The following is a 24,015-nucleotide window of genomic DNA, read 5'->3' as shown; positions in this document are numbered from 1 at the left end:
CCCAAATACGTTAGTTTTTTTCATTTCTTCCCAACGCACTTTTGCCTTACATTACCGCCTAAAATTACCCCCTCTCTTTTTCACTATTGTGAACGTTTACGAGTAAGCAACATGCAGACTTTAGAGTTAGCTATTTTCCTACAGTTTTTCCTCGGTTTGGTCGCCGCAGTTAACCCGGTAGGCATCATGCCTGTTTTTGTGTCTTTGACTGGGCACATGACGCCAGAAGAGAAAAGCAAAACCGCTACAACGGCCAATATTGCTGTCGCGAGTATTCTGATTATTTCTTTGTTTGCTGGTCAGTTGTTGTTGGACATGTTCAGTATTTCGCTCGACTCATTTCGCGTAGCTGGCGGTTTACTGCTTCTAAGCATCGCATTCTCGATGATGAGTGGTAAGTTGGGTGAAGATAAGCAAAACAAGCAAGAAAAGACGGAATACGTAAGCCGTGAGCAAATAGGTGTTGTACCACTTGCCATGCCGTTAATGGCAGGTCCAGGTGCAATTAGCTCAACTATCGTTTACGGTGCACGCTACCCTAGCGCGCTGGATACAGTCGGCATCAGCTTAACAATCGTTTTGTTTTGTTTCTGCTCTTGGTTACTGTTCCGCTCCGCACCTTTAATTGTGCGTTTCCTTGGACAAACTGGCATCAACGTAATCACTCGTATTATGGGCCTAATCCTTGGTGCGCTTGGTATTGAGTTTATCGCGAACGGTCTAAGAAACCTGTTTCCTGGTTTAGCCTAAGTTTCTTAACTTCTGGTATGATGTTGCAATCCGTTTCATTTTAACGTCGATAGTGCAACATCATGCCTCGCAAGTCTCTAAAGCATCATTTATATGTGATTATTTTCGGTACTCATACTCGTGCCGGACGCATCTTTGATATCGCGCTGATCGTCGCGATCATCGCATCTCTCGTGGTTCTTATTCTGGAATCTCTACCGACTGTAATGACAGAATGGTCGCAAGAGTTGCGCTACGTGGAATACACTTTCACCGCTTTATTCACCATTGAGTATCTGCTGCGACTGTATTGTTCGCCCAAACCTAAGTCTTACGCCACCAGCTTTTATGGTGTTGTCGATCTCTTAGCGATACTGCCAACCTACTTAGCTATCATCTTCCCTGGCGCTTCCTTTATGGGGGTCGTCAGACTGCTGCGTGTTATGCGCATCTTCCGTATTTTAAAGTTAGTTCGCTATTTGCAAGACTCGAATATCTTATTGCGCTCCCTTTTAATGGCGCGACGCAAGATTATTATCTTCTTTAGTACGGTGGGAATTCTCGTCACCATCTTTGGTGCGTTGATCTTTGTGATTGAAGGGCCACACAACGGTTTTACGAGCATCCCAAAAAGCATCTATTGGGCGATTGTGACGATTACTACGGTAGGCTATGGCGACATGGTGCCGCAAACGCATCTCGGTAAAGCAATCGCGTCATTAACTATGTTGCTTGGTTATTCGATATTGGCAGTTCCAACCGGGATTATTACCGCAGAACTGAGCAATGAGATGAATGCTCACAAAGAGCTTGTGAAATGCCCCAACTGCAATCGTTCTGGTCATGATTCGGATGCCATACACTGTAAGCATTGTGGAAGTGAGTTGGCAGATCCTGATAATCGCGTCGTCAGAGCGGATGAGGAAGATTAGAATCGGGAATCGGCTGTAGTTTGTCTTTTTAGAGACAAATTCTGTCAACTCCATTTAGAACGTAGTTTCTTTCACTTGCCTTCCAACGAACACTTATCGATTCGTAAAACGGAGTGCGAACATCGAAGCACTTTGTTCCCAACGACCCTGTACTCCAACTCTACGATCAAAAAAGCCGATGAACTTACATCGGCTTTTGCATAGCTGTAGTCTCTCAGGAAATAAACAATCCCTATGGAAAAGTCTATTCTCGATTTAACAACCGTCAGTGAACACTTCTACTTTGTACTCCGCCCCGGTTCCATGGCAGCTGTGTACTTCACATAGCATTGCGTATCCTCAATTGCTTTGTTGTACGCACTTTCTTCACCAGGAGCAGCGTCAATATATTCAGAGCGAGTAACAATCCAAGTGTCAGGATTGCTTACTGACCCATTGTTATGTGCACCCCATACCCACTCTTTTGTCAGGTCATGGTAACCAGATTCGATAGCTAGGAAGTTTTCCATCCCACCTTTTTGAACAGCTGGGTAACCATATTGAACGGAACCGTAGCCTTCAACACTATATAACTCTTCATGTTCCATTCCTTTTACAGCAGTTTTGCCGAAAGCCATCTCTGCTGCATTATGAACAGAACCACCGAATCCCTTAATAACCGCTTCTCTTGCATCATGTTGAAGATTTAAAAACTTAGGTGCGGCAACGACGGCTAGAATGCCGAGTATAACGATGACAACCACTAACTCTATGAGAGTAAAACCTTTTGTATTTTGTTTCATTACCGCACTCCAATGGATTAATTTCGCGGCAACGGTATGCAACAAAAGTCAGCTTACTGTCATTGTAATATCAAAAAAGCGCCCAATTGGGCGCTTTCAAAATGACCATCTCAACATTGAGACAAATTAAGCTTTCTCAGCAAGGATGATTCGTAGAGTGCGGCGTAGTGGCTCAGCAGCCCCCCACAATAGTTGGTCACCTACTGTAAAGGCATTTAGGAAGTCATCACCCATTGCCATCTTGCGTAGACGGCCTACTGGAATAGACAACGTACCTGTCACTTTCGCTGGTGTAAGTTCTTGAGCCGTAATGTCACGATCGTTAGGAACGACTTTCACCCAATCGTTGTGCGTTGCGATGATCTCTTCGATCTCATCCATTGGTACATTTTGCTTCAGCTTGATTGTCAGAGCTTGAGAGTGACAGCGCATCGCACCAATGCGGACACATGTACCATCGATTGGCACTGGCGCATTTTGGAAGCCCAAAATCTTGTTCGCTTCTACGCCCGCTTTCCACTCTTCTTTGCTTTGGCCGTTATCACGCTTAACATCAATCCAAGGGATAAGAGAGCCAGCTAGTGGCACACCAAACTTTTCTGAAGGGAAAGAAGAGCTGCGCATTGTGTCTGCAACTTTCTTGTCGATATCGAGAATCGAACTTGCTGGATTTGCTAACTCAGAGCTTACTGAGTCATTAATAACACCCATTTGAGAGATCAACTCACGCATGTTTTGAGCACCAGCACCTGAGGCAGCTTGGTACGTCATTGCGCTTGTCCACTCAACCAAACCCTTCTCGAATAGACCACCAAGCCCCATTAGCATTAGGCTTACTGTGCAGTTACCACCAACAAATGTATTAGTGCCACCATGAATACCTTGCTGAATTTGCGCAAGGTTTACTGGGTCTAGGGTAATAATAGAATCTTGTGCCATACGTAACGTAGAAGCAGCATCAATCCAGTAACCTTTCCAACCCGCTTGGCGTAATGCTGGGTAAACTTTTTCAGTGTAACTACCACCTTGACACGTAACGACCGCATCAAGCTGTTTTAAACTTTCAATATCGAACGCATCTTGAAGTAGACCAGCATCTTTACCTAGGTTTGGTGCAGGAATACCTATTTGAGACGTGCTGTAGAAAACTGGCTCGATCAAATCGAAGTCTTTCTCTTCGACCATGCGCTGCATAAGGACTGAACCAACCATGCCACGCCAACCAACTAAACCTACTCTCATCGCATTAACTCTCCATGTATATTTCTGAAACTTTCTCCATAGTTCAATTTTCGACACAAAATCTCAAGCCCTAATTTGCAAATAAACGCAACTTTTTTAACGTTTGCGGCGAAATTTTATAATCAAGTCCATTTTCTTCCTTTTTCTTTACGCTCAACTGGATAGATGACGAAAGAAAAGTGTGAAATCAACACCGATGGTCCTACCACCCAATGAGAAAACAACATTTGAAGCACATAATTTTTACATCACAAAACATTTCAAACCATTAACATTAATAATTAATGGTGATTAATTTCACAAGCAAACGTTTTTGCCGACGAACATCAAGATAAAGCACCAAATGTTCGAAATATAATTTTTGTTAATGTATGTTAGGCGCCGATTAAAACAGGGAGCGGCCTTCCTCTATTGCTCCAAGAACGACAGAGGCACATATGAAGCAAGTTACAACACGCTTACCTAGTCTGATACAGGTATTTATCTCACTAGGTTTGTTTCTACTTTTGGCATTTTCATTTACTGCCAAATTAGACCTTCCTATTCAGCTAGCGCTGTACATTGGTTGGTTCATTATCATACTGTTGGGTTTAAGGCTCGGCCATCAATACAAAGACCTAGAAAAAGCCGCATTAAATGGCATTTCTAATGGCCTAGGTGCCGTGCTAATTCTTCTTGCTGTAGGAGCCTTAGTCGGTACTTGGATCTCAGGCGGTATTGTTCCGACCATCATCTATTACGGTTTGAAAGCAATCCACCCTTCTATCTTCTTGCTTGCTACCATGATCATCTGTTCTTTGACTGCGCTAGCAACGGGGACTTCTTGGGGTGCTGCGGGTACAGCCGGTATTGCCATGATGGGTATTGGTCAAGGTCTTGGAGTTCCAGCTCCAATCACCGCAGGCGCGGTGCTATCGGGTTGTTACTTTGGTGACAAGATGTCTCCACTTTCAGACTCGGTGATCCTTGCTTCTTCTATGTCGAATGTAGAAGTCGTTGAGCACATCAAAGGTATGCTACCTATCGCGCTGATCAGCTACATTATCACTGGTATCATGTTTACCGCATTTGGCTTCCACTTCGCTGGTAAAGTGGACATGAGCCAAGTGGATTCTGTTATTCAGGCAATGGAGCAACAATTTTTCATCACGCCTTATTCCTTTGTCCCAGTGGTCATCGTATTGGCTCTACTTGCGATGCGTATGCCTTCTTTCCCTGTGATTAGCTTTGGCTCTCTGCTAGGTATTATCTGGGCGGTTATGATTCAGGATGTGGACTTCCTGACGGCGTTTAACACGGCTTGGGCACCATTTGCGATTTCTTCAGGAGTCGACTTCATTGATTCGATTCTCAACCGTGGCGGCATGTCTTCTATGTTGGGCTCTGTAGCGGTAATCGTGTTTGGTCTTGGTTTCGGTGGCCTGCTCGACAAAGTAGGCGTGCTTGAGACTATTGCAAAGCTGTTCGAACGACGTGTTCAGAGTGCGGGTTCACTTGCGACGAGCACGATTGGTACGGCCTTCATGGGTAACGTATTTGGCTCTGCGATGTACGTATCACTGATTCTTACGCCTAAGATCTGTGCTAAGAACTACGACCGCCTTGGCTACAAACGCAAAAACTTATCTCGTAACGCAGAGTTCGGTGGCACACTGACATCAGGTATGGTGCCGTGGAGTGACAACGGAATCTACATGGCAAGCATCTTGGGTGTGGCGACATTATCATACGCGCCGTTCATGTGGCTGAGCTTCGTATGCATTATCGTTACCATCTTTACTTCTTACATGGGCTGGTTTGTTGATAAATGCGAACCAACAGCACCAGCAACGGAAGAACAAACAGAAAGTGAACTCAAGCAGCAAACGGCTTAGATCAGCTTTCCATAGATAGAAACTTTCTGTAACTAAAAAAGGACCGATGATTCGGTCCTTTTTTGTGTTTGTCATTTAGCATTTACGTACAGGTAATCAAGCCGATTTAGACCCTGCTCTTACTGCTGAACGTTTACCTAATGCATAACCCAGTACCAACGGAGCAAAGAAGATAACCAAAATAAATAGAATGAAGTAAATAATGGTGCTCTTAACCAATTGAATCAATTTGTCCATCGCTAGATTCACGACTTCTTGTGAAACATGGTCTAGGTCTTGTGCAAACTTCTCACGCTCATTCGTAATAATTTGAGCAATTTCTTGGCGCTCTCTTGCCACCATCAATTCTAGAGCCTGACGCTCTTCACTCAACTGAGACAAACGCTCTTCCGTTTTCTGGTCAATGTCTTCAACCAAAGGCTGTAACTGTACCGCCATTTGCTCAGCTAAGTTACGCATGTACTCAGGGTTGTTATCGATAAAGTCTTTTAACGACTCAGAAGTAACCTTCAAGCTATTTAGTGCTGCGTTTACTTGTTCAATACTTGCAGAACTATTTAACGCCAATAGTTGCGCTTTCCACGTCATGATCTTAGGCGTTTGCTCAGACACCAAACTTAAACGGTCAGAAACATCACCGATGGCTTCTGGCATCGTGCCCAATGTTGTGACAGCTTCTTCTTCACTGATTTGGTTAGCCTCAAGCCAAGCACGGTAAGCGGGTGTACGAATCATGCTTAGATCCGCGAATGGGTATTTCTCTACAAAGTCAGCGACAAACACTTTGGTGTTTTCGTAAACGTCTTTTTTCAAAAGAGACTGAGCGAGTTTATCGACTTCTTTGGCTAGATGTGCGGAGACTTGTTTAGCTTCACCCGTCGCAAACAAATCTTTGCCCGTCCCTTCGCTGTAAAACTGGTTCATCTGGTGAGTAAACACCCACGTATCTATGAGCGCAGCCATTGGGGAAACTTGGTAAGCCGCCGCTTGAAGACCTTCTTCAGCATTGATCTTCCACAGTAGAATGTAAGATTGGTTTACTTTGTCGCTCGGCTCATAGTTTTTTTGGAGCACATCAGCAGCTTGTTCGACTTGAGCAAAAAACTTTTGTGCGTATTCACGCGTCATTATACGCATGTTTAATTCTTGTTTGGTGAGCGGTACAGTTTGGCTGTCGATTTTCACCTCTAGCAGGGAACACCCTGAAAGACTCAAAACCAAGCAAGCTACCATCAAAGAGGACAGTCGGCGGATGGACATGAAATTACCTATGGTCAAAATGTGTAGAATAGGAACAGAACGAACCAAGGCATCAGGTTCGTGAACGCCCCCTTAATACCTCAGTCCCCCATATTTTAAGTCAGAGGAATATCAATCTGTTAGCACTTCTCGTATCTTTTCACTATTGAGAACTCTTTCAGCAAAAAGTGTCGTTTTCTGCAATGTCTCTTCTAGTTGTTCAAGCTTGTCATCGGCGACCTGATTGCCCTGTTTTATCAATGATTCAATATCCCCAGAAATATAGTGTAGAGGCATTGCACCAATACTGCCGGATACCCCTTTTAAGCTGTGCGCAACTCGCTGAGCATGTTCTTTATCTTCCAGTAACAACCTTCTTAGCTTACTGCCGTCATCGGTATGATCTTGAATAAACACGTCTAACAGCATGCGCACGGACTCTTCATCGTCGGACAAAGAATCAAGCATTCTTTCTATATCAATGTAAGGTTCGGGACTTTCATTTAACAACTGTTGGTGGGACTCGGAATCGCTTCTCTCAGGTCCGTTCGTCACCTCAGTTGAATTTGCTGGTTCAAGCTCCGTCTGCTCACTCCCCCGTTCAACTCTATCAAGTTGGTGAGAGAGTGGTTGTATTGGCGAATTTATGTTTTCTGAATCGGATTGATTTCCTTCGGTTAGAACTGACTCTTTAGAAGACAAAGCCCAACAAACACATACAAGTAAGGAAGCACTTACCATTATCAACAGTGAGAGGTAAACCAACAGTTTTTGTTCTAGCGAAGCACTAATCGCAGCCAGCTGGTTCGGGAATTCAGGGTTGAGCAATTGGCTCGAAAGATGACTGCCTTTTGCGTGAGCAGCAAGCACGCTGGATGTTTGAGCAAGGCGACGTTGGAAAGAGGACTGTTCTTCAAGCGCTAAAGTTTTCGATTCTGTAAACAACAAATCTAATTCTTGATAAGTGTCTGCACTCGTCGCAGAGTCACTAAACATCGCTTCTAGCACTAATGCGCCGAGCCGAAAGTACATCGTCTGTAGTGGTTGAGAGTTGCTTGCCGATTCTCGACTGTTGCGTAATTGATCCGCGAGAGCGACGAGTTCACTATCACTACCAATAAAGCTCTTCGCGCCTTCTAAAAATCGATCGGTAGAATAAATCAACTGCGTTAAATCGGGGGAATCTAGTCCTTCTCCGTAATCACTTTCGAGCTGTAAGCGAACGGCATATACCAACTGAAGTTTAAGAGAGACTTGATCAACATTCTGGGCACGGTAAGGCAATTCAAAGTGAAAAATATTCCTCACTTCATCCACTTTACTACCAAGTTCGTCCACGGTAGACATCGTTCTCATGGTCTGTTGCGCTTGAAGCCATACACCCACGGCAAACCCGAACCACACAACAAATAAAATCCAGACGACTCGTCTTATTCCCTCTTTTAATTGCTGCAACACTCATCCCTCGACTATTTCTATTAATAACAAGCATATACCATGATTTGCGCTCAAACTGTGCACACCTCACATAAAAAAAGAGAGCGCATGGCTCTCTCTTTCTTGTATTAGTTGCGGCTCAACTGATCTTTTAGGTTCGGTGGCGTACCTTTGATCGTTAGTGTGTCTGTCTCTGGATCGTAGAAAATACGCTCGCCAAGCAACAGGCTGTCAAAGCTGATGTTCAAACCGCCACCTGCGCCAACGTACTTCGTCAGTTTACGTACTGTTGAGCGATCACCTGGGAAAGACTCTTCCAGCTCATAGCCTTGTTCTTTAGTGAAATCAATGAAGCTGGTGCCATCTTGGCTAGGAGGTAACTCACCTGATAGCTCAGAAATTTGCACTTCATCACCGGTTTTAATTTGTTCGTTACAGTAGTTGTAAACTTGCTTTTTGTACTCATTCGCTTCTTGCTTCTCAAGCTTTGAGTCTGCACAAAAGTCTTCAACCGCCTGCATCAACACTTGGTTTTGCTGTTTGGTATCTAAGCCAACATCGGCTTGTAAGAAATCCAAGAAGAAGTCTGCCACTTTACGGCCAACACGTCCTTTGATGTAAGAAAGGTAACGATTTGATTCACGGTCAGTATCGTAGCTTGATAGGTCAATGCGCGCAGCAATGTCCATTTTAGTGATGTCTAGGTAATCTGTTGCATCAATATCCAAGCCTTCAGTCACCTTTAGGCTCTGGTTCATAGGCAAAATGCCTATAAACAAGTAATCCGTTGCTAAACTTTGGTATTCCGCAAACACTAAAATACCTTCGTCAGCAAATGGGTACTTAATCAACTCTTCTTTCAAGCGATTTGCACTAATTTGTGAGAAGTCGTAAAAATCTCGCTCTCCTTTGCGCATTTCTTGAAGCCAAAATTGAAATTCGCTGTCTGACTGGAAAGAGCCAAAACCTTTACCTGCTTTAGAATGGAATACGCGATGCAGTTCCGCGACGAGGTTTTCTGTAGCGGTATCGTTCTCTAACGATGCCGGGCGAAGTTTAACAACCAGTTCGTCCTGATCGTTTTTGCACAATTGATGCAGAATAACGTTTGAAAGATGAAGGCTCATAGTGATTTTATCTTGCTACAAGGTTTAAGTTGTTGGGCATTGTAGGTTATCATAAGCCGCTTTTACTATCATTATTAGAGTCTTTATGCCGATTACATCTAAATATACTGACGAACAAGTAGAGAAAATTCTTGCTGAAGTGGGCGCTGTACTAGAAAAACACGCCGCCTCTCCTGAGTTGACGCTAATGATTGCCGGAAATATCGCAACCAATGTCTTAAATCAACAAGTTGCTGCTTCACAACGCAAAGTTATTGCTGAAAAATTTGCTCAGGCGCTCGTATCTTCTCTTGAAGTGCCAAAATCACACTAATAACGGATAATAGAACAAGTACATGGTAGACAGCGGAAACTCATACGGCGAACGTGTATCTCGACTGGTAGGTTGGGGTCACTGGTTTGCATTCTTCAACATCGTTGCATCGATGTTGATAGGTACGCGCTATATCGTTCAGTCGCCTTGGCCAGAGACCCTAATGGGGCAATTCTATCTGGCGATATCCTGGGTTGGCCATTTTGGCTTTCTTGTTTTCGCGCTCTACTTGTTGGTTCTATTCCCGCTGACGTTTGTCCTGCCATCTAGGAAGCTTTTCCGGTTGGTGGCAGTGATATTCGCAACCGTCGGTCAAACGGTCTTACTGATCGATACCCAAGCTTACCAATCCATCAACTTGCACTTAAACCCCGTGGTTTGGGAACTGTTGTTTAGCGAAGATAAAAGCGCGATTAGCTCGGACTTACAGCACCTGTTTGTTGTCATGCCGCTTATCTTCCTTGTTCAACTCGGTTTATCAGAATGGGTTTGGCGTAAACAACGCAAGCTTTCCCATAAACACGTTGGCCGCCCTTTGGCCGCAGTGTTCTTCTTGAGCTTTATCACCAGTCACTTGGTTTACATCTGGGCCGATGCTTATTTCTATAACCCGATCACTAGCCAGCGTTCAAACTTCCCGTTGTCCTACCCGATGACAGCAAAAAGCTTTATGGAAAAGCATGGTCTTTTGGATCGTGAAGAATACCTAAAACGCTTAGCAGAGAGCCAAGGCAATATTGACCTGGTGAGCTACCCGCTCGAAAAACTCGAATTTAATCGTCGTGGTAACAAATTGAACGTACTGATGATCAGTGTGAACAACTTGCGTGCAGATGCACTAAGCCAAGACGAAATGCCAAACATGTACCAGTTTGCGCAAGACAACCAAAACTTTGTAAACCACTACAGTTCTAGCAATGACACGTACGGTGCATTCGGTCTGTTTTATGGTCTACCAAGTAGCTACGCAAGTAGCATCAAAGCACAAGGCTCCGCACCGGTTCTTTTGGATGTATTAAAAGATCAAGGCTATAGCTTTGGTTTGTTCAGCGGAAATGGTTTTGAAGATGACCTTTACTCAGAAGTAATCTTCCGCGGAGTTAATCTTGCTAACACGTTAGACGGTACGCAAGCACACACCGACAAACAATCCATTGCGGCATGGAATACATGGCTAACCGAGCAAGCAAGCCAACCTTGGTTCAGCTACATCGAAGTCACCACTGTCGACAACTTTGAATCTGAACCAGAAGCGGCAAATGAAGAAATGCCAGCCAGCGAGCGATTCAAGAAAGCATATGAGAAAGCGGTAAAATCTGCCGATAAGACAGTCGCTGAAATCATTTCCGATCTCGATGAAAAACAATTACTTACCAATACAATTGTGGTCATCACCTCTAATCACGGTAGCGAGTTTAATGAGACCAACACCAACAGTTGGGGAGCGAACAGCAATTACAGCCGCTACCAGCTTCAGGTCCCTATGGTTATTCATTGGCCAGGAATGCTGCCAGGTGAATTTACGCACAGTACAAGCCATCTGGATTTGTCGGTGACGCTGTTACAAGACATGTTAGGCGTCTCATCGAACCCTTATGATTACAGCAGTGGTCGTAACCTATTTGACGAAAGTCGTCGCCGCTGGATTTTAGCGGGCGACACTCGTGAAATCGCGCTGATCACCAGCTCCCAAACGACAGTTATCGATAAATTTGGTAACTACAAGCTGTATGATGACAACTACAAACGCTTAAGAGAAACAACGCCTAAACTGCCTGTCCTGATGCAAGGGCTGACAGAACTTCAGCGCTTCTATTCGAAAAGCAATTAATTGAAAAAAGCTCTCCACTCGGAGAGCTTTTTTGATTCTTTTATCCGCAAACAACACAAAATTGAACAGTAAACATCCAAACAGTTCATTTTGGGGTTTACAAGGTTTTCAAAGCCTTATATTATGCGCCTCAACAACGGAGAGATGGCTGAGTGGTTGAAAGCACCGGTCTTGAAAACCGGCATACGTTAATAGCGTATCTAGGGTTCAAATCCCTATCTCTCCGCCACATTTAGAAAAAGCCCGCTTAGCAATTAGCGGGCTTTTTCATATCTGAAGGCTTAAAGAGGGATTTAGCCAAATCCCTCCTTGAATGCAAGCCCAGCACTCACGCCACATTCAGAAAGCTCGTTGAGAAATCAATGGGCTTTCGTCGTTTTAGCGCTTAAAAAATTGCGGGATTTCTAAATCCCTAGTTGAACGCAACCCCGAACTAGGCGTCCCCGCACTCAGCCAAGTTTAGACCAAGCGTCACCGCACTCAGCCACATCCAGAAAAAGCCTGTCTACTCCTCTCAGCACTTTTCAATACGCAAGAAAAAAGCCCACTAATATTTAGTGAGCTTTCATCGTTAAGTATTCAAATGGAAAGGTTAGTTTCCTTTTGCTGCTTCAATCCTTTTCTCGAGATCTGGATGAGTGCTCAACCACTCAGGCAACTCTTCATAACCTTGGTTACGGAACAACTCAAACATTTCAGCCATCGGCTTTGTGTCGCCATAAATCTTGAGCATCGCCTCTTTTGCAAATGCATCGGCTTGTATTTCGGCTTCTCTGGAGTAACCACTGGACAACACAAACACACTTGCACCAGCAAGATTGTCCACGATACCAGAGCTTTCGCCGGTTAAAAGAGCGACACCAACAGAAAGGACACTCGAATACACCAGCCTCTTTAGCATGTGGCGATGATGAATATGACCAAGCTCGTGAAGAATAATACTGTCCAGCTGTTGCTGTTTTTTAGACAGCGCAACTAATTCATCAAGCAGCACAATCTTTCCACCAGGTAAGGCAAACGCATTCGCTCCTAACTCAGAAGATCGGAAAACAACCTCTACTTGGTAAGGCAGTGCCTCTAACTGCGCCAAGTGCTGCTCTACCCTGCTTCGAATGGCTTCTTGTTCGGCTTTACTCAGCTCGCTCGGTTCCCAACGGGAATCCAAGCTTTCAAGTACCTTTTCGCCAAGTACAACTGAGACACTGTCAGGAATAGCGTATGCGACTTTGTCGCTCACCCAAGGTAACGCGTAATAATATCCCCCGAGCACAACGGCAATGCATGCCATCGCAGACACGACCCAAGCAAGCCAGTTCGATTCAATTTTATCAACAAAGCTCGACCTTTTATTTGCCTCCAGCCACCGAGACACTTCTTCAGTCCGTTCGGTAACGAAAACCCAACCATTGGGCAGCTTAAATCTGACGGGTAAATTGCCGACTGGAGCAGTAATGTCCGCGTGCTGCTGGTCACAGCTGAAAATATTGTCAGCAACAACCAAACTCAGCGAGTTGGCCTGAGCGACATCCAATTTGGCTTGATGTCGCTCAGAGCTTTTTGGTGGAAACGCGGTTCCTTCAAACTGCATTAACCGATTCCAACACCGAGATCGAAGGCTTGTGCAACTTCATCAGAAATCGCTGATTTCACTTTTGAGTCTTGGTCTGCTGCTTTCAGTTGGCTCATGTCTCCAACGACGACCGTCTTGTCAGCAACATAGCGAGAAGTACGAACCATTACCCATGGTCTCGCAATACTCAAGGTCACAACTTGTAATAGGAAGTTTGAGATAATCAGCCACATGTAGCCATCAACTGTATAGGTAGACTTAAAGGTAAAGTTGTTTTCTTCTTGCCCTTCTTTTTCTAGCTTCATTTGGGAGAACAAGTAGTTACGAGTTCTTGTTGCTGTGTATGCAGTCAAGCCGATGGTTAAGCCAATCATACCAAGGTACATGACAACCATTGTAATTACAGGGCTAGATTCATTCAGTGAAGCTAAGTCGCCCGTTGCCGCTTCCATTAGCCCTGAGCTCCCAACCATCACAATGACCGCCACAATCGCAATCGCGACAGTTGTGCTAAGACCGATGGCTACGGCTTTCAGATAGGTTTTTACAAAGAAACTGGTTTCAAGTTCGCCACTAAACTGCCAATCACCATAACGGTAGCCATTAACAAAGTAGCGTTGAACGCCAACCACAACCCAACCATAAAGTGCAGCCATAACGACGACTGAGCAAAGCCCTAAAATAACCGACGCAGCTTGCGAAACGCTTGCAACCGCCACACAGATACCAATGAAAACCATGACTGCCAGCGCAGCACCAAAGCCTCGGCCAAGTATGGTGATGTATGCATCTTTCAGTGACGAATTAAAAGAGAAGTGAACATTGCGGTAACTCGTCATTGCAGAATCAAATCGTGCGTTGCTCCATAACAACCATGGCAGAGCGACATAAAACAGAAGTAAGAGCACAAGCGCCAGTTGGGGAATGAATGAGTTTGCGATACCCCATACCAATACAATCGCCAACGCGACTAAACGCCCCTTTAAGATTTGCATTGGCTCGGCATGATACTCAAAGTTATCACCGTCGACGTACGTATTACCGTAGAAGTAGCGTTTTGTTCTTACTTTGGCCCAAGCAGAGTAAATTCCAAGCGTAACGATAGAAAGTAGAACATTGACAATCCAGATGCCAAAGAATTCTCCTCCTCGCCCTTTAAAAGAGATGGTATTGGAAATGCGTTGATGGTTCATATACAGTCCGAATAGTTTGTTTAATATTATGAATTTAAAGGCGTAATCCTATCTCATTCATAAATGGATAAACTTGACTGCCATAGGCAAACTAAACATCATTTATTTATAAAATGCATATTAACCACAACATCCGATTCACCAAAGAAATGCCCAAAATAGCCAATTCCGCTCAAATAAAACCACTTAAAGTGATAGAAACTACTCTCTCAGTGAATTTAATCGACAATGGTTCATTATCACTAAAAAGCCCACAATCAGAGATGCGGGTTTGCCAATCAACAGGTTAGTTGCTGATTACATTTTCTGTCAGGTGAATTATAAGGTGTTTATAACTATTTAAATGCCTCTAAGCCCCCTAATATTCGCCTCGGCATATTGCAGTGGCATCTTACTGTATGAGCTAAATCCATCCATTTGTTGTTTTAGACAACGTCAAAGGCTAGGAAAATAAAATTGGGAAAGGAGTCCCAGCCCTAATACTCAAATGAATCCAATTCCTCGCCCCCTCACTTTGGAACTGCGCAATACTCACTCATTAAACACCTGAGCAGCAGCGTTTAACAGTTGCATATGAATTGGCACTAAATCTTCATGCTCACTTCGATAACCACCACCGACGACAGCCGCAACAGGAATCCCTTTATCTTTCATTAGCTGCATTAAAAAGCGGTCACGTTCAAATATGCCTTCCGTCGACACGTTGAAATACCCCAGTTCGTCGTCGACATGAATATCCACCCCTGCATCGTAAATCACCATATCAGGGCGATGCAGATTCATTGCCATTTCGACCACTTCTTTAAACGTCATCAAAAAAGCTTCATCACTGGTTCCACGACTTAATGGAACATCAAGATCTGAATCTGGCTTTCTCGCCGGGAAGTTTTTATCGCAGTGGAAAGACAAGGTGACAATGTCGGGTTCACTTTCACAAATCGTTGCCGTGCCATCGCCATGGTGGACATCACTATCGATGATCATCACTTTATCGACGTGTTCATGATCAAGCATGTGCTTAGCAGCAATCGCCAGATCGTTGAATAGACAAAAACCACTGCCAAAGTTTTTGTGCGCATGATGATAGCCACCGCTTAGGTGAATCGCGACACCATGCTCTAATGCCTTTTCTGCGGTCAGCACTGTTCCGGCGGTGGATGTCAGTGTCCGTGTTATCAGGGCCTCGCTCCAAGGAAACCCAATTCGACGCATTTTGGCCGCAGGCATAGCTCCCGTCACCAACAAGTCGACATACTCCCCATCATGCACCTGTTTAATATCATCCGTACTTAGAGGGCTTGGTTGGAAGAATTCAATTTGCCCTCCCCAATCCTCACTCGCGAGTTTCTCCATCACAACTTGATAAAGGTAGCGATATTTCATGATCGGATAACGGTGACCATCTGGTAGATCGAGTTGCGAGTAAATAGGGTGATAAATCAGTGGCAGCATGAGACATTCTTTTCATAAAACGTTGTGAAATAGTACCAACTCCCAGAGTTGATTAAAAAGAAATTTAATTGATAATGATTTTCAATATCAATTAAATTTCTACCTGTTATGAATAAAACCTTATATACGATACTCGGCGCTTTCTTTGGTTCTTTCTGCGCGATGTCTCTGTTCATGTCGATGATGTTAGGTGCATGGTGGTTAGTTGATTTTATCGCCCTTAGCTAACACAATGGTTCTGTTTCCACTTAACCTTATTGAATCAGACAGATAGGTGTACTCATGAGTCAGACAGTCTTTATTACTGGTGCGAATCGCGGTATCGGTTTGAGTTTAACCGAGCTCTATTTGCAACAAGGCGATCAAGTTCACGCGACAAGCCGTAACCTAACAGACAGTAAAGAACTACACGCATTAGCATCGCGTTATAATACCTTGGTACTACATGAATTGGACGTGACGGATTACCAACGAGTCGCCCAACTAGCAAGCGAACTCCCAGCAATCGATCTGCTGATCAACAATGCAGGTTACTACGGGCCTAAAGGCTATGGTTTTGGTAACACCGACATCGAAGAGTGGCGACAAGTCTTCGAGATAAATACCATCGCTCCATTGAAGTTAGTGGAAAGCTTTTATCCGCTGCTACAACAAGGCAAAGCGAAGAAAATCGCTTGTATTTCCTCTAAAGTCGGCAGCATGACCGAAAACACCTCAGGTAGTGGCTACATCTATCGCTCTTCCAAAGCGGCACTCAACTCTGTTGTTAAAAGTTTAAGTAATGACCTAACCGATGAAGGTTTTACTGTATTAGCGCTTCATCCGGGCTGGGTACGCACTGCGATGGGCGGGCCTAATGCTCTTATCGACACTCAAACGTCTGCTGCAGGATTAGCAAAAGTTATTGAGCAAAGCACGCAGGAAAATTCTGGCCAGTTTATTAACTACGATGGTTGCGAACTTCCTTGGTAATGTTCTTCTTTCAATAAGTTAACGCGATGCGGCAAAAAACAAGACCCTTTTGTCGCGATTTTCTTCCTTCCTAAATCTCATCAGCTAACTTGAATTTCACCAATACCAATCCAGACTTAGTGAGAATATTGACCCACTAAGGAGAGTAACAATGGCCGCAGATAAAGATCTGGTGAATTTTAGTGAAGATCATGAGCTCAATTACTGCTTAAGAAGTGCAGGTAAGCGTCAAACTCAAGCAAATCGAGATGCATTGATCGACTTGGGTAAACAAGTAAAGCAGGATTTAGGTAAACGCGTATTAACGCAAGATGACGTCAGAGGCGCAATCGACAAGAACGATAACTTGTTCGACTAGTCATCATATTGATATCAAAAGCGGCACTAGGTGGTGCCGCTTAGTAGCCGGAAGGCATGAATTACTTGGAGGATTTACGTTTTGTGGCCGTCGTTTTTGATGAACCTGTTTTATTGTAATTGCGCTTTTTACGCTTGAATGCTGGTCGCTCTACTTTAGGAAGGTGGCGTAGCGAATCAGGAATAGGCCCAGACTTTACTTCCCCCATCAAACCATCAATACGCTGCTCTAGCGCTTGCATAAACGGCAAGTAAGCTTGATTTCTTTCTGCCATACCTTGGAGTTGATGTTCCCAATTCGCGGTCATGTCAGGATACGTCGAATCCAGTGGCAAAGCATGAATCAATCCCCTGCCTGCTTGAGAGCTAAGAATCGATTTTCCTTGACGAGTCAATAACTGCCGTTTGAATAGGGTATCTAAGATGCCTGCTCGAGTCGCTTCAGTACCAAGACCATCTGTATCTCGCAAAATCTTTTTCAATTCTTTATCGGCAACATAACGAGCAATACCCGTCATTGCTTGTAATAACGTCGCTTCGGTAAAATGCTTTGGCGGCTCTGTCTTGCGATCTTTAATTTCCCCTTCACGGCATGTCAGCACGGTGCCTTCTGTTAAAGGTGGCACAGCATCAATACCCTCATCTTCTTTGTCTGTTTTCCCCATCAACGCTTTCCAGCCCGGAGAAACAAGTTGGCGACCTTTAGCGATAAACGTACCACCAGCAATATCAAAGACGAGCTTTGCTTCGGCATACACCGCGGGTGGGTAGAATTGCATTAAATACTGGCGAGCAATCAACTGATACACTTTCATTTCGTTGCCAGATAGTGCATTTACGTTGGCTTGCTTTGGTGTCGGGATGATCGCATGGTGAGCATCAACTTTTTTGTCGTTCCACGCCTTAGACTTAATCGAGAGGTCCGCGCCTTGCACCGCACTTTGCAGTTCTTTGGCGTTGTTCGAAATCGCCGTAGTAACCGACCCCGCTTGTCCATAATGTTCTAAAGGAAGGTAACGACAATCAGAACGAGGATAAGTAATCAACTTATGCTTTTCATAAAGCGCCTGACAGGTATCTAAGACTTGTTGTGCACTCATGCCGTAACGCTTGGCGGCATCAATTTGCAAAGCTGATAATGAATAAGGAAGCGGTGCAGATTGCTTGGTTTGCTTTTGCTCTGATTCAACGACCTTTGCAGGTTGATTGGCAATTCGGTTCGCCACGTTTTCAACCAGTTTTCTGCTGAGAACGCGCCCTTCTTCATCTTGCCAAGGCTTACACGCCTCGCTCGGCTTCCACCTTGCTCGAATGTCAAAAGAGCCATTTTGATCTTGATACGGAATCAACGCATGAAGAGTAAAGTAATCTTTCGGCACAAAGTTTTCGATTTCTTCATCACGGCGTACCACTAACCCAAGTACCGGAGTTTGTACTCGTCCCACCGACAGCACACCTTGATACCCCGCCTTTTGTCCGAGTAGCGTATAAGCGCGAGACATGTTCATCCCATAGAGCCAATCGGCTCGGGAACGTGCAAGGGCGGATACAGAAAGAGGAATGAAGTCGCGGTTACTGCGCATCGAACTCAAAGCCCGCTTAACCGCTGGTAAGTTCAAATCAGAGATAAGAAGACGTTGCGTTGCTTCTTTCTTAGTTTTGGAGAGCTTGCAGTAATCCAGTACTTCATCCACCAGCAATTGACCTTCACGATCAGGGTCTCCTGCGTGAATCACTTCTGTAGCGTCTTTGAGAAGTTTACGAATCACCGTCAGTTGTTTGCTGGCCGTTTTTCTCGGTCTTAGTTGCCATTGCTGGGGAATAATTGGCAAGTCAGCCATATTCCACTTTTTATAACGTTCGTCGTAGGCATCAGGTTCGACTTGCTCTAACAAGTGACCGATACACCAAGTGACTACGTCACCATTACCACAGCGGATAAAGCCTTGGTCTTTCTTTTGAGGGTTTGGCAGGGCAGCCGCTATCGCACGGCCTAGACTTGGTTTTTCAGCAATAAACAGACGAGACATAAGGTTTTGGTAATCATAATAATTAGGGCCACATTATCTAATGTAGCCCTAACAAATCAAGGAAAACTGTACAGATGAACAGTTATAGCGTCACTTTATAGGTTACTGAAACTCAACAAACTGAGATAAGTCACGCTCTGGCACTTTCATCGGTGTACAACCTGGGGTACCTAAGTAAAGGAAACCGACAATTTGATCTTCGCCTTTCAGGCCAAAAGCTTGGTGAACCTCTGGGTGGAACATCCATTTACCTGAACGCCAAAACCCTTGAAAACCTTGTGCTACCGCCGCCATTTGCATTGCTTGAACAGCACAGCCCGCTGAGAGGTATTGTTCCATTGCTGGCACTTTTTCATGCTCCGTCACATTTGCAATAACGGTAATCACCATAGGCGCGCGGAAAGGTGCATTTTTCACTTTTTCAATGACCGCCTCGTCGCTATTTTCCGCTTCCGCTGCTCGTACTAAAATATCAGAGAGCTTTTTAAGGCCATCGCCTTGAGCAATCACAAAACGCCAAGGAGTTAAACCTGCATGGTCTGGAGCACGTAAACCCGCACGAATAATATTCTCCAGAGCTTTCCCTTCTGGCGCTGGCGCTGACAATTTGGCGATAGAACGACGGTTGAGCAAGAGATCGAGAGCTTCCATGAACAAGTCCTTATTTGATTGAATTATTATTTTTACGCAGCTCACTTTAGCATAATCCAAACTTTCGAATAACAACCTGTTTTCTGGGGGTTTAGATAGCCAATTTTAGAGTTCTAGGCGTTAAGTAAGCAAAAAAAAGCTGCGCACTTGGCGCAGCAAAATAGTTAAGAAAGAATGATATTTACAGTTTGACAGCCAGTTTCACACCCTGGCGGATGGCGCGAACCGCATCCAATTCCCCAGCATGGTCTGCACCACCAATGATATGTAATTTCTCGCCCAGCTCATGCCATTTGTCTTCAAACGGACGAACCGACTCTTGCCCCGCACAAATAACCACTTTGTCAGCTTCTAACAATTGCGCCTTGCCGCTCACTTGAATATGTAGGCCACCATCATCAATCTTGTCGTATGACACACCACCGACTAAGTGAACACCGCGCTTTTCAAGCGTACGTTTATGAATCCAACCTGTGGTTTTACCCGGTCCTTTTCCAACGCGACCTTTACGACGTTGAAGTACCCACACTTCTTTATCAGCAACGGCGTCAGGATAAGGGTACAATCCCCCGGTTGAGACATTTCTTTGTCGATTCCCCATTCATGCAGCCAATCATCAAGTGTTTGTCCCGCAGGCTCAGTAAGCATCGTTGCCACATCAACACCAATCCCGCCTGCGCCAACAATAGCTACCTTTTCACCTACTGGTGTTTTATCACGGATCAGCGTTTGATAGTCGATCACTTTTTCGGGGTTTTCTATCCCATCAATTTTCACTTTACGCGGCTCAACGCCAGATGCCATGACCACTTCATCATATTCAGTCAGCAGATCGTAATTCGCCTCAGTTTCTAGATGTAAGTTAACGCCAGTTTCTTCAATGCGGTTCGCAAAGTAACGGATGGTCTCACGAAACTCTTCTTTACCAGGAATCTGCATGGCTAAACGGAACTGACCACCAATGCGATCGTTCTTCTCAAACAAATCTACTTTGTGGCCACGTTCTGCCAGCGTTGTCGCACAAGCGAGGCCAGCAGGTCCGGCGCCGACGACTGCAATATTTTTCTTCTTAAACGCATCTTCGACCACGATTTCAGTTTCGTAACAAGCTAATGGGTTAACCAAACAACTTGCTCGCTTGCCTTTAAATACATTGTCCAAGCACGCTTGGTTACAACCAATACACGTATTGATGAGCTGTGACTTTTCTTGCTCGGCTTTTGCAACAAAATATGGGTCAGCGAGGAAAGGGCGCGCCATAGAAACCATGTCAGCGTGTCCAGAAGAAAGAATTCGTTCGGCCTCATCTGGGGTATTTATTCGGTTACAGGTGATGATTGGAACAGAAACGTGCGGCTTCACTTTTTCAGTCACCCACGTAAATGCTCCGCGGGGTACTTGAGTGGCAATGGTCGGAATACGCGCTTCGTGCCAGCCGATACCCGTATTAATTATCGTCACACCGGCTTCTTCAAGTGCTTTTGCCAATTCAATAACATCTTCAAACGTGCTGCCTTGCTCGACCAAGTCCAACATCGAGAGACGGAAGATAATAATAAACTTTTCGCCCACGGCTTTACGTACTGCTTTAACGATTTCGATAGGGAAACGCATGCGTTTTTTGTAGCTACCGCCCCAGTCGTCGTAACGCATGTTGGTTCGTTTACACAGAAATTGGTTAATCAAATAACCTTCAGAGCCCATTAGCTCGACACCATCATAACCAGCCAGTTGCGCCAGTTCTGCGCTGTTCGCAAAAGCATCGATGGTTTTCTTAATTTGGCGCTCACTCATTTCACTTGGTGCGAATTTAGCGATGGGTGCTTTCATACCCGATGCACTCTGCGCGAATGGATGCATCGCATAACGCCCTGCATGGAGAATTTGTAGGGCAATTTTACTGCCGTGCTTGTGAACCGCTTCCGTCACAACCTTGTGTGCTTTGGCGTGCTTAGGCTTACTAAATTCAGCGCTTAGCGGATGCAATCGACCACGTAAATTTGGAGAAAAACCACCAGTTACGATTAAGCCAACACCGCCTTTGGCACGCTCTTCATAAAACGCAGCCAGCTTTTGAAGACCTTCTTTATGCTCTTCTAAACCAGTATGCATTGATCCCATCAGGACGCGGTTTCGTAGCTGTGTAAAACCTAGGTCCAATGGCTTTAACAAATTTGGGTACATGGCAGACATCACTAAACATCCATTTTTATTGTTGTGGTCTGACCACAGTACGCCGCAAAAACCAAAAAATCAAACAAGCGTTTACAATTTTGCAACACGCGTCAATCTCACGTTAAACTATGCCAATTGTGAATGAGCGTGATAAGCTAAAAAAATTGTTATCTTTTGAGATCTTAGAGATAAGAACCCATACTTTGTAAGATTAGGGAAAGACTATCTCGTTATGGAGACAAGATGAAAAAACTCTTCAAATTTATTGGTCTGATATTCAAGGGGATATGGAAAGCCATCACCTTTGTCAGACTTGCGCTAGTGAACCTGATCTTTTTAGTGATGATTGCTGTCTTCTACTTTGCCTTTACATACACCGGAGAAGGTCAACCTGTCATTGATAAAGAATCGGCGTTGATTATGAACTTGTCGGGGCCGATCGTTGAACAGCGTCGTTACGTTAACCCAATGGATTCCATTGCTGGCTCGGTTTTAGGTAACGAGATTCCGAAAGAAAACGTGCTATTCGACATTGTCGATACCATCCGATATGCAAAAGACGACCCTAAAGTCTCTGGCCTCGTACTTGCTCTGCGTGATATGCCAGAAACCAACCTAACTAAGCTTCGTTACATTGCAAAAGCACTGAACGAGTTTAAAGCATCAGGCAAACCAGTATACGCGGTGGGTGATTTCTACAATCAAAGCCAATACTACCTTGCAAGTTACGCTGACAAAGTTTTTCTAGCACCTGATGGTGGCGTATTGATTAAGGGTTATAGCTCTTACTCCATGTACTACAAAACCTTGCTAGAGAAACTTGATGTTTCAACGCACGTATTCCGAGTAGGTACTTACAAATCTGCGATTGAACCATTCATCCGCGATGACATGTCAGACGCAGCAAAAGAATCAGCGACTCGTTGGATCACACAACTATGGAGCGCGTTTGTTGATGACGTAGCAACGAACCGTAACATTGATGCAAAAGCGTTAAATCCAACCATGGAAGAGTTGCTAGCAGAGATGAAATCGGTTGATGGCGACATCGCTCAGCTTGCAGTAAAAATGGGATTGGTTGATGAACTGGCTACTCGCCAAGACGTGCGTAAGCTGTTCGCTAAAGAGTTTGGCAGTGACGGTAAAGACAGCTACAACGCAATTGGATATTACGACTACCTTGCTACCATGCGTCCTAAACTAAACCTTGCTGAAAACGACATTGCTGTTGTTGTTGCAAGCGGTGCCATTATGGATGGTCAACAACCACGTGGTACGGTCGGTGGTGACACAGTCGCAAGCCTACTTCGTCAAGCTCGCAACGACGATAAAGTGAAAGCCGTCGTGCTGCGCGTGGACAGCCCTGGCGGCAGTGCTTTTGCCTCTGAGGTGATTCGTAATGAAGTAGAAGCCTTAAAAGAAGTAGGTAAGCCCGTTGTGGTTTCGATGTCTAGCCTTGCGGCTTCAGGTGGTTACTGGATTTCAATGAGCGCAGACAAAATCGTTGCTCAGCCAACGACACTGACAGGCTCAATCGGTATCTTCAGCGTAATTACGACCTTTGAGAAGGGCTTTAACAAACTTGGTATTAGCACGGATGGTGTGGGGACTTCTCCATTCTCGGGGACGGCATCACAACCGGTCTCTCGACAGGCGCTTCTGAAGCCTTCCAACTTGGTATTGAACACGGTTACAAACGTTTTATTTCTTTGGTTGGCTCAAACCGAGATATGTCACTTGAAGAAGTGGATAAAGTAGCGCAAGGTCGCGTGTGGACGGGTCAAGACGCGTTGTCATTCGGTCTAGTCGATCAAATGGGTGATTTCGATGATGCCGTTAAACTGGCAGCGAAACTGGCTGAGGTAGAGAACTACGAAATCTACTGGGTTGAAGAACCACTTTCACCGACAGAGCAGTTTGTTCAAGAGTTCATGAACCAAGTCAAAGTATCACTCGGTATTGACGCAACGAGCTTCTTACCTAAGAGCCTTCAACCAGTGGCTCAGCAATTTGAACAAGACGCTAGCATGCTACAAAGTTTTAATGATCCAAAAGGTCAATACGCGTTCTGCTTAAATTGCCAAGTGCAATAGCTATCCTAGCTTAGCC

At 44.7% G+C, this 24,015-nt stretch carries 16 protein-coding genes, 1 tRNA gene and 3 pseudogenes; 9 read left to right on the top strand and 11 right to left on the bottom strand.

What is annotated here, in order from left to right:
* Positions 1-111: 111 nt before the first annotated feature.
* Positions 112-750, top strand: a complete 639-nt coding sequence (locus C1S74_RS16005; protein WP_038869216.1) for a YchE family NAAT transporter — start codon at positions 112-114, stop codon at positions 748-750.
* Between the two features lie 62 nt (positions 751-812).
* Positions 813-1,661, top strand: coding sequence for an ion transporter (locus C1S74_RS16000; protein WP_045397985.1), 849 nt, complete (start codon positions 813-815; stop codon positions 1,659-1,661).
* A 255-nt stretch (positions 1,662-1,916) separates the two neighbouring features.
* On the opposite strand, the pseudogene C1S74_RS26985 reads toward C1S74_RS16000, so the two are convergent.
* Positions 1,917-2,443 (bottom strand): annotated as a pseudogene (locus C1S74_RS26985) (type II secretion system protein).
* Positions 2,444-2,569: 126 nt separating this feature from the next.
* The gene (asd, locus tag C1S74_RS15990) at positions 2,570-3,685 is read right to left on the bottom strand and encodes an aspartate-semialdehyde dehydrogenase (protein ID WP_038869210.1); all 1,116 of its coding nucleotides are present in this window, start codon (positions 3,683-3,685) and stop codon (positions 2,570-2,572) included.
* A 437-nt stretch (positions 3,686-4,122) separates the two neighbouring features.
* Here asd and nhaC point away from each other — a divergent pair, with 437 nt between their 5' ends.
* The gene (nhaC, locus tag C1S74_RS15985; RefSeq protein WP_045397979.1) at positions 4,123-5,559 is read left to right on the top strand and encodes a Na+/H+ antiporter NhaC; all 1,437 of its coding nucleotides are present in this window, start codon (positions 4,123-4,125) and stop codon (positions 5,557-5,559) included.
* Between the two features lie 96 nt (positions 5,560-5,655).
* On the opposite strand, the gene C1S74_RS15980 is transcribed toward nhaC, so the two are convergent.
* The 3 genes from C1S74_RS15980 to yejK form a co-directional block, all read right to left on the bottom strand.
* Positions 5,656-6,819, bottom strand: coding sequence for a hypothetical protein (locus C1S74_RS15980; RefSeq protein WP_045397976.1), 1,164 nt, complete (start codon positions 6,817-6,819; stop codon positions 5,656-5,658).
* 111 nt (positions 6,820-6,930) lie between these two features.
* Positions 6,931-8,253 carry an Hpt domain-containing protein gene (locus C1S74_RS15975; RefSeq protein WP_045397973.1) on the bottom strand — a complete coding sequence of 441 codons (1,323 nt, stop codon included), beginning with the start codon at positions 8,251-8,253 and terminating at the stop codon, positions 6,931-6,933.
* A gap of 110 nt (positions 8,254-8,363) precedes the next feature.
* Positions 8,364-9,362, bottom strand: coding sequence for a nucleoid-associated protein YejK (yejK, locus tag C1S74_RS15970; protein WP_045397970.1), 999 nt, complete (start codon positions 9,360-9,362; stop codon positions 8,364-8,366).
* A gap of 85 nt (positions 9,363-9,447) precedes the next feature.
* On the opposite strand from yejK, the gene C1S74_RS15965 reads away from it, so the two are divergent.
* From C1S74_RS15965 to C1S74_RS15955, 3 genes are all read left to right on the top strand, one after another.
* Positions 9,448-9,675: a YejL family protein gene (locus C1S74_RS15965; protein WP_038869203.1), complete on the top strand. Its 228-nt coding sequence runs from the start codon at positions 9,448-9,450 to the stop codon at positions 9,673-9,675.
* A 22-nt stretch (positions 9,676-9,697) separates the two neighbouring features.
* Positions 9,698-11,506: a DUF3413 domain-containing protein gene (locus C1S74_RS15960; protein WP_045397969.1), complete on the top strand. Its 1,809-nt coding sequence runs from the start codon at positions 9,698-9,700 to the stop codon at positions 11,504-11,506.
* Between the two features lie 138 nt (positions 11,507-11,644).
* Positions 11,645-11,735: transfer RNA gene (locus tag C1S74_RS15955), tRNA-Ser, on the top strand.
* Positions 11,736-12,098: 363 nt separating this feature from the next.
* Here C1S74_RS15955 and C1S74_RS15950 read toward each other — a convergent pair.
* From C1S74_RS15950 to C1S74_RS15940, 3 genes are all read right to left on the bottom strand, one after another.
* Positions 12,099-13,094 carry a M48 family metallopeptidase gene (locus C1S74_RS15950; RefSeq protein ID WP_045397967.1) on the bottom strand — a complete coding sequence of 332 codons (996 nt, stop codon included), beginning with the start codon at positions 13,092-13,094 and terminating at the stop codon, positions 12,099-12,101.
* On the bottom strand, positions 13,094-14,269 hold the full coding sequence (locus C1S74_RS15945; RefSeq protein ID WP_045397965.1) for a YjgN family protein: 1,176 nt from the start codon (positions 14,267-14,269) through the stop codon (positions 13,094-13,096). Before C1S74_RS15945 ends, C1S74_RS15950 begins: the two co-directional genes overlap by 1 nt.
* A 531-nt stretch (positions 14,270-14,800) precedes the next feature.
* On the bottom strand, positions 14,801-15,721 hold the full coding sequence (locus C1S74_RS15940; protein ID WP_045397963.1) for a histone deacetylase family protein: 921 nt from the start codon (positions 15,719-15,721) through the stop codon (positions 14,801-14,803).
* A gap of 282 nt (positions 15,722-16,003) precedes the next feature.
* Here C1S74_RS15940 and C1S74_RS15935 point away from each other — a divergent pair, with 282 nt between their 5' ends.
* Both C1S74_RS15935 and C1S74_RS15930 read left to right on the top strand, forming a co-directional pair.
* Positions 16,004-16,693, top strand: a complete 690-nt coding sequence (locus C1S74_RS15935; RefSeq protein WP_045397962.1) for an SDR family oxidoreductase — start codon at positions 16,004-16,006, stop codon at positions 16,691-16,693.
* Between the two features lie 151 nt (positions 16,694-16,844).
* A complete protein-coding gene (locus C1S74_RS15930; RefSeq protein ID WP_045397960.1) occupies positions 16,845-17,051 on the top strand; it encodes a hypothetical protein in 207 nt (68 codons plus the stop codon).
* A 61-nt stretch (positions 17,052-17,112) separates the two neighbouring features.
* Here C1S74_RS15930 and C1S74_RS15925 read toward each other — a convergent pair whose 3' ends face one another.
* From C1S74_RS15925 to C1S74_RS15915, 3 genes and pseudogenes are all read right to left on the bottom strand, one after another.
* Complete coding sequence (locus C1S74_RS15925) at positions 17,113-19,080, bottom strand: DNA topoisomerase III (RefSeq protein ID WP_045397957.1); 1,968 nt, start codon at positions 19,078-19,080, stop codon at positions 17,113-17,115.
* 102 nt (positions 19,081-19,182) lie between these two features.
* A complete protein-coding gene (locus C1S74_RS15920) occupies positions 19,183-19,731 on the bottom strand; it encodes an NAD(P)H nitroreductase (RefSeq protein WP_038881888.1) in 549 nt (182 codons plus the stop codon).
* 181 nt (positions 19,732-19,912) lie between these two features.
* Positions 19,913-21,924, bottom strand: a pseudogene (locus C1S74_RS15915) (FAD-dependent oxidoreductase).
* Between the two features lie 225 nt (positions 21,925-22,149).
* On the opposite strand from C1S74_RS15915, the pseudogene sppA reads away from it, so the two are divergent.
* Positions 22,150-23,999 (top strand): annotated as a pseudogene (sppA, locus tag C1S74_RS15910) (signal peptide peptidase SppA).
* The last annotated feature ends 16 nt before the right edge of the window (positions 24,000-24,015 follow it).

It is taken from the genome of Vibrio hyugaensis (assembly GCF_002906655.1).
In the GTDB taxonomy this organism is placed as follows: Bacteria; Pseudomonadota; Gammaproteobacteria; order Enterobacterales; family Vibrionaceae; genus Vibrio; species Vibrio hyugaensis.
Note: the sequence above shows the minus strand (reverse complement) of the source record. Positions and strands in the feature narration are given on the sequence as shown.

Excerpts from the sequence above, each read along its gene's own strand:
- C1S74_RS15945 (WP_045397965.1), bottom strand. The coding sequence starts at position 14,269 with ATGAACCATCAACGCATTTCCAATACCATCTCTTTTAAAGGGCGAGGA.
- asd (WP_038869210.1), bottom strand. The coding sequence starts at position 3,685 with ATGAGAGTAGGTTTAGTTGGTTGGCGTGGCATGGTTGGTTCAGTCCTT.
- C1S74_RS15925 (WP_045397957.1), bottom strand. The coding sequence starts at position 19,080 with ATGTCTCGTCTGTTTATTGCTGAAAAACCAAGTCTAGGCCGTGCGATA.
- C1S74_RS16000 (WP_045397985.1), top strand. The coding sequence starts at position 813 with ATGCCTCGCAAGTCTCTAAAGCATCATTTATATGTGATTATTTTCGGT.
- C1S74_RS16005 (WP_038869216.1), top strand. The coding sequence starts at position 112 with ATGCAGACTTTAGAGTTAGCTATTTTCCTACAGTTTTTCCTCGGTTTG.
- C1S74_RS15940 (WP_045397963.1), bottom strand. The coding sequence starts at position 15,721 with ATGCTGCCACTGATTTATCACCCTATTTACTCGCAACTCGATCTACCA.
- C1S74_RS15980 (WP_045397976.1), bottom strand. The coding sequence starts at position 6,819 with ATGTCCATCCGCCGACTGTCCTCTTTGATGGTAGCTTGCTTGGTTTTG.
- nhaC (WP_045397979.1), top strand. The coding sequence starts at position 4,123 with ATGAAGCAAGTTACAACACGCTTACCTAGTCTGATACAGGTATTTATC.
- C1S74_RS15950 (WP_045397967.1), bottom strand. The coding sequence starts at position 13,094 with ATGCAGTTTGAAGGAACCGCGTTTCCACCAAAAAGCTCTGAGCGACAT.
- C1S74_RS15930 (WP_045397960.1), top strand. The coding sequence starts at position 16,845 with ATGGCCGCAGATAAAGATCTGGTGAATTTTAGTGAAGATCATGAGCTC.
- C1S74_RS15920 (WP_038881888.1), bottom strand. The coding sequence starts at position 19,731 with ATGGAAGCTCTCGATCTCTTGCTCAACCGTCGTTCTATCGCCAAATTG.
- C1S74_RS15960 (WP_045397969.1), top strand. The coding sequence starts at position 9,698 with ATGGTAGACAGCGGAAACTCATACGGCGAACGTGTATCTCGACTGGTA.
- yejK (WP_045397970.1), bottom strand. The coding sequence starts at position 9,362 with ATGAGCCTTCATCTTTCAAACGTTATTCTGCATCAATTGTGCAAAAAC.
- C1S74_RS15935 (WP_045397962.1), top strand. The coding sequence starts at position 16,004 with ATGAGTCAGACAGTCTTTATTACTGGTGCGAATCGCGGTATCGGTTTG.
- C1S74_RS15965 (WP_038869203.1), top strand. The coding sequence starts at position 9,448 with ATGCCGATTACATCTAAATATACTGACGAACAAGTAGAGAAAATTCTT.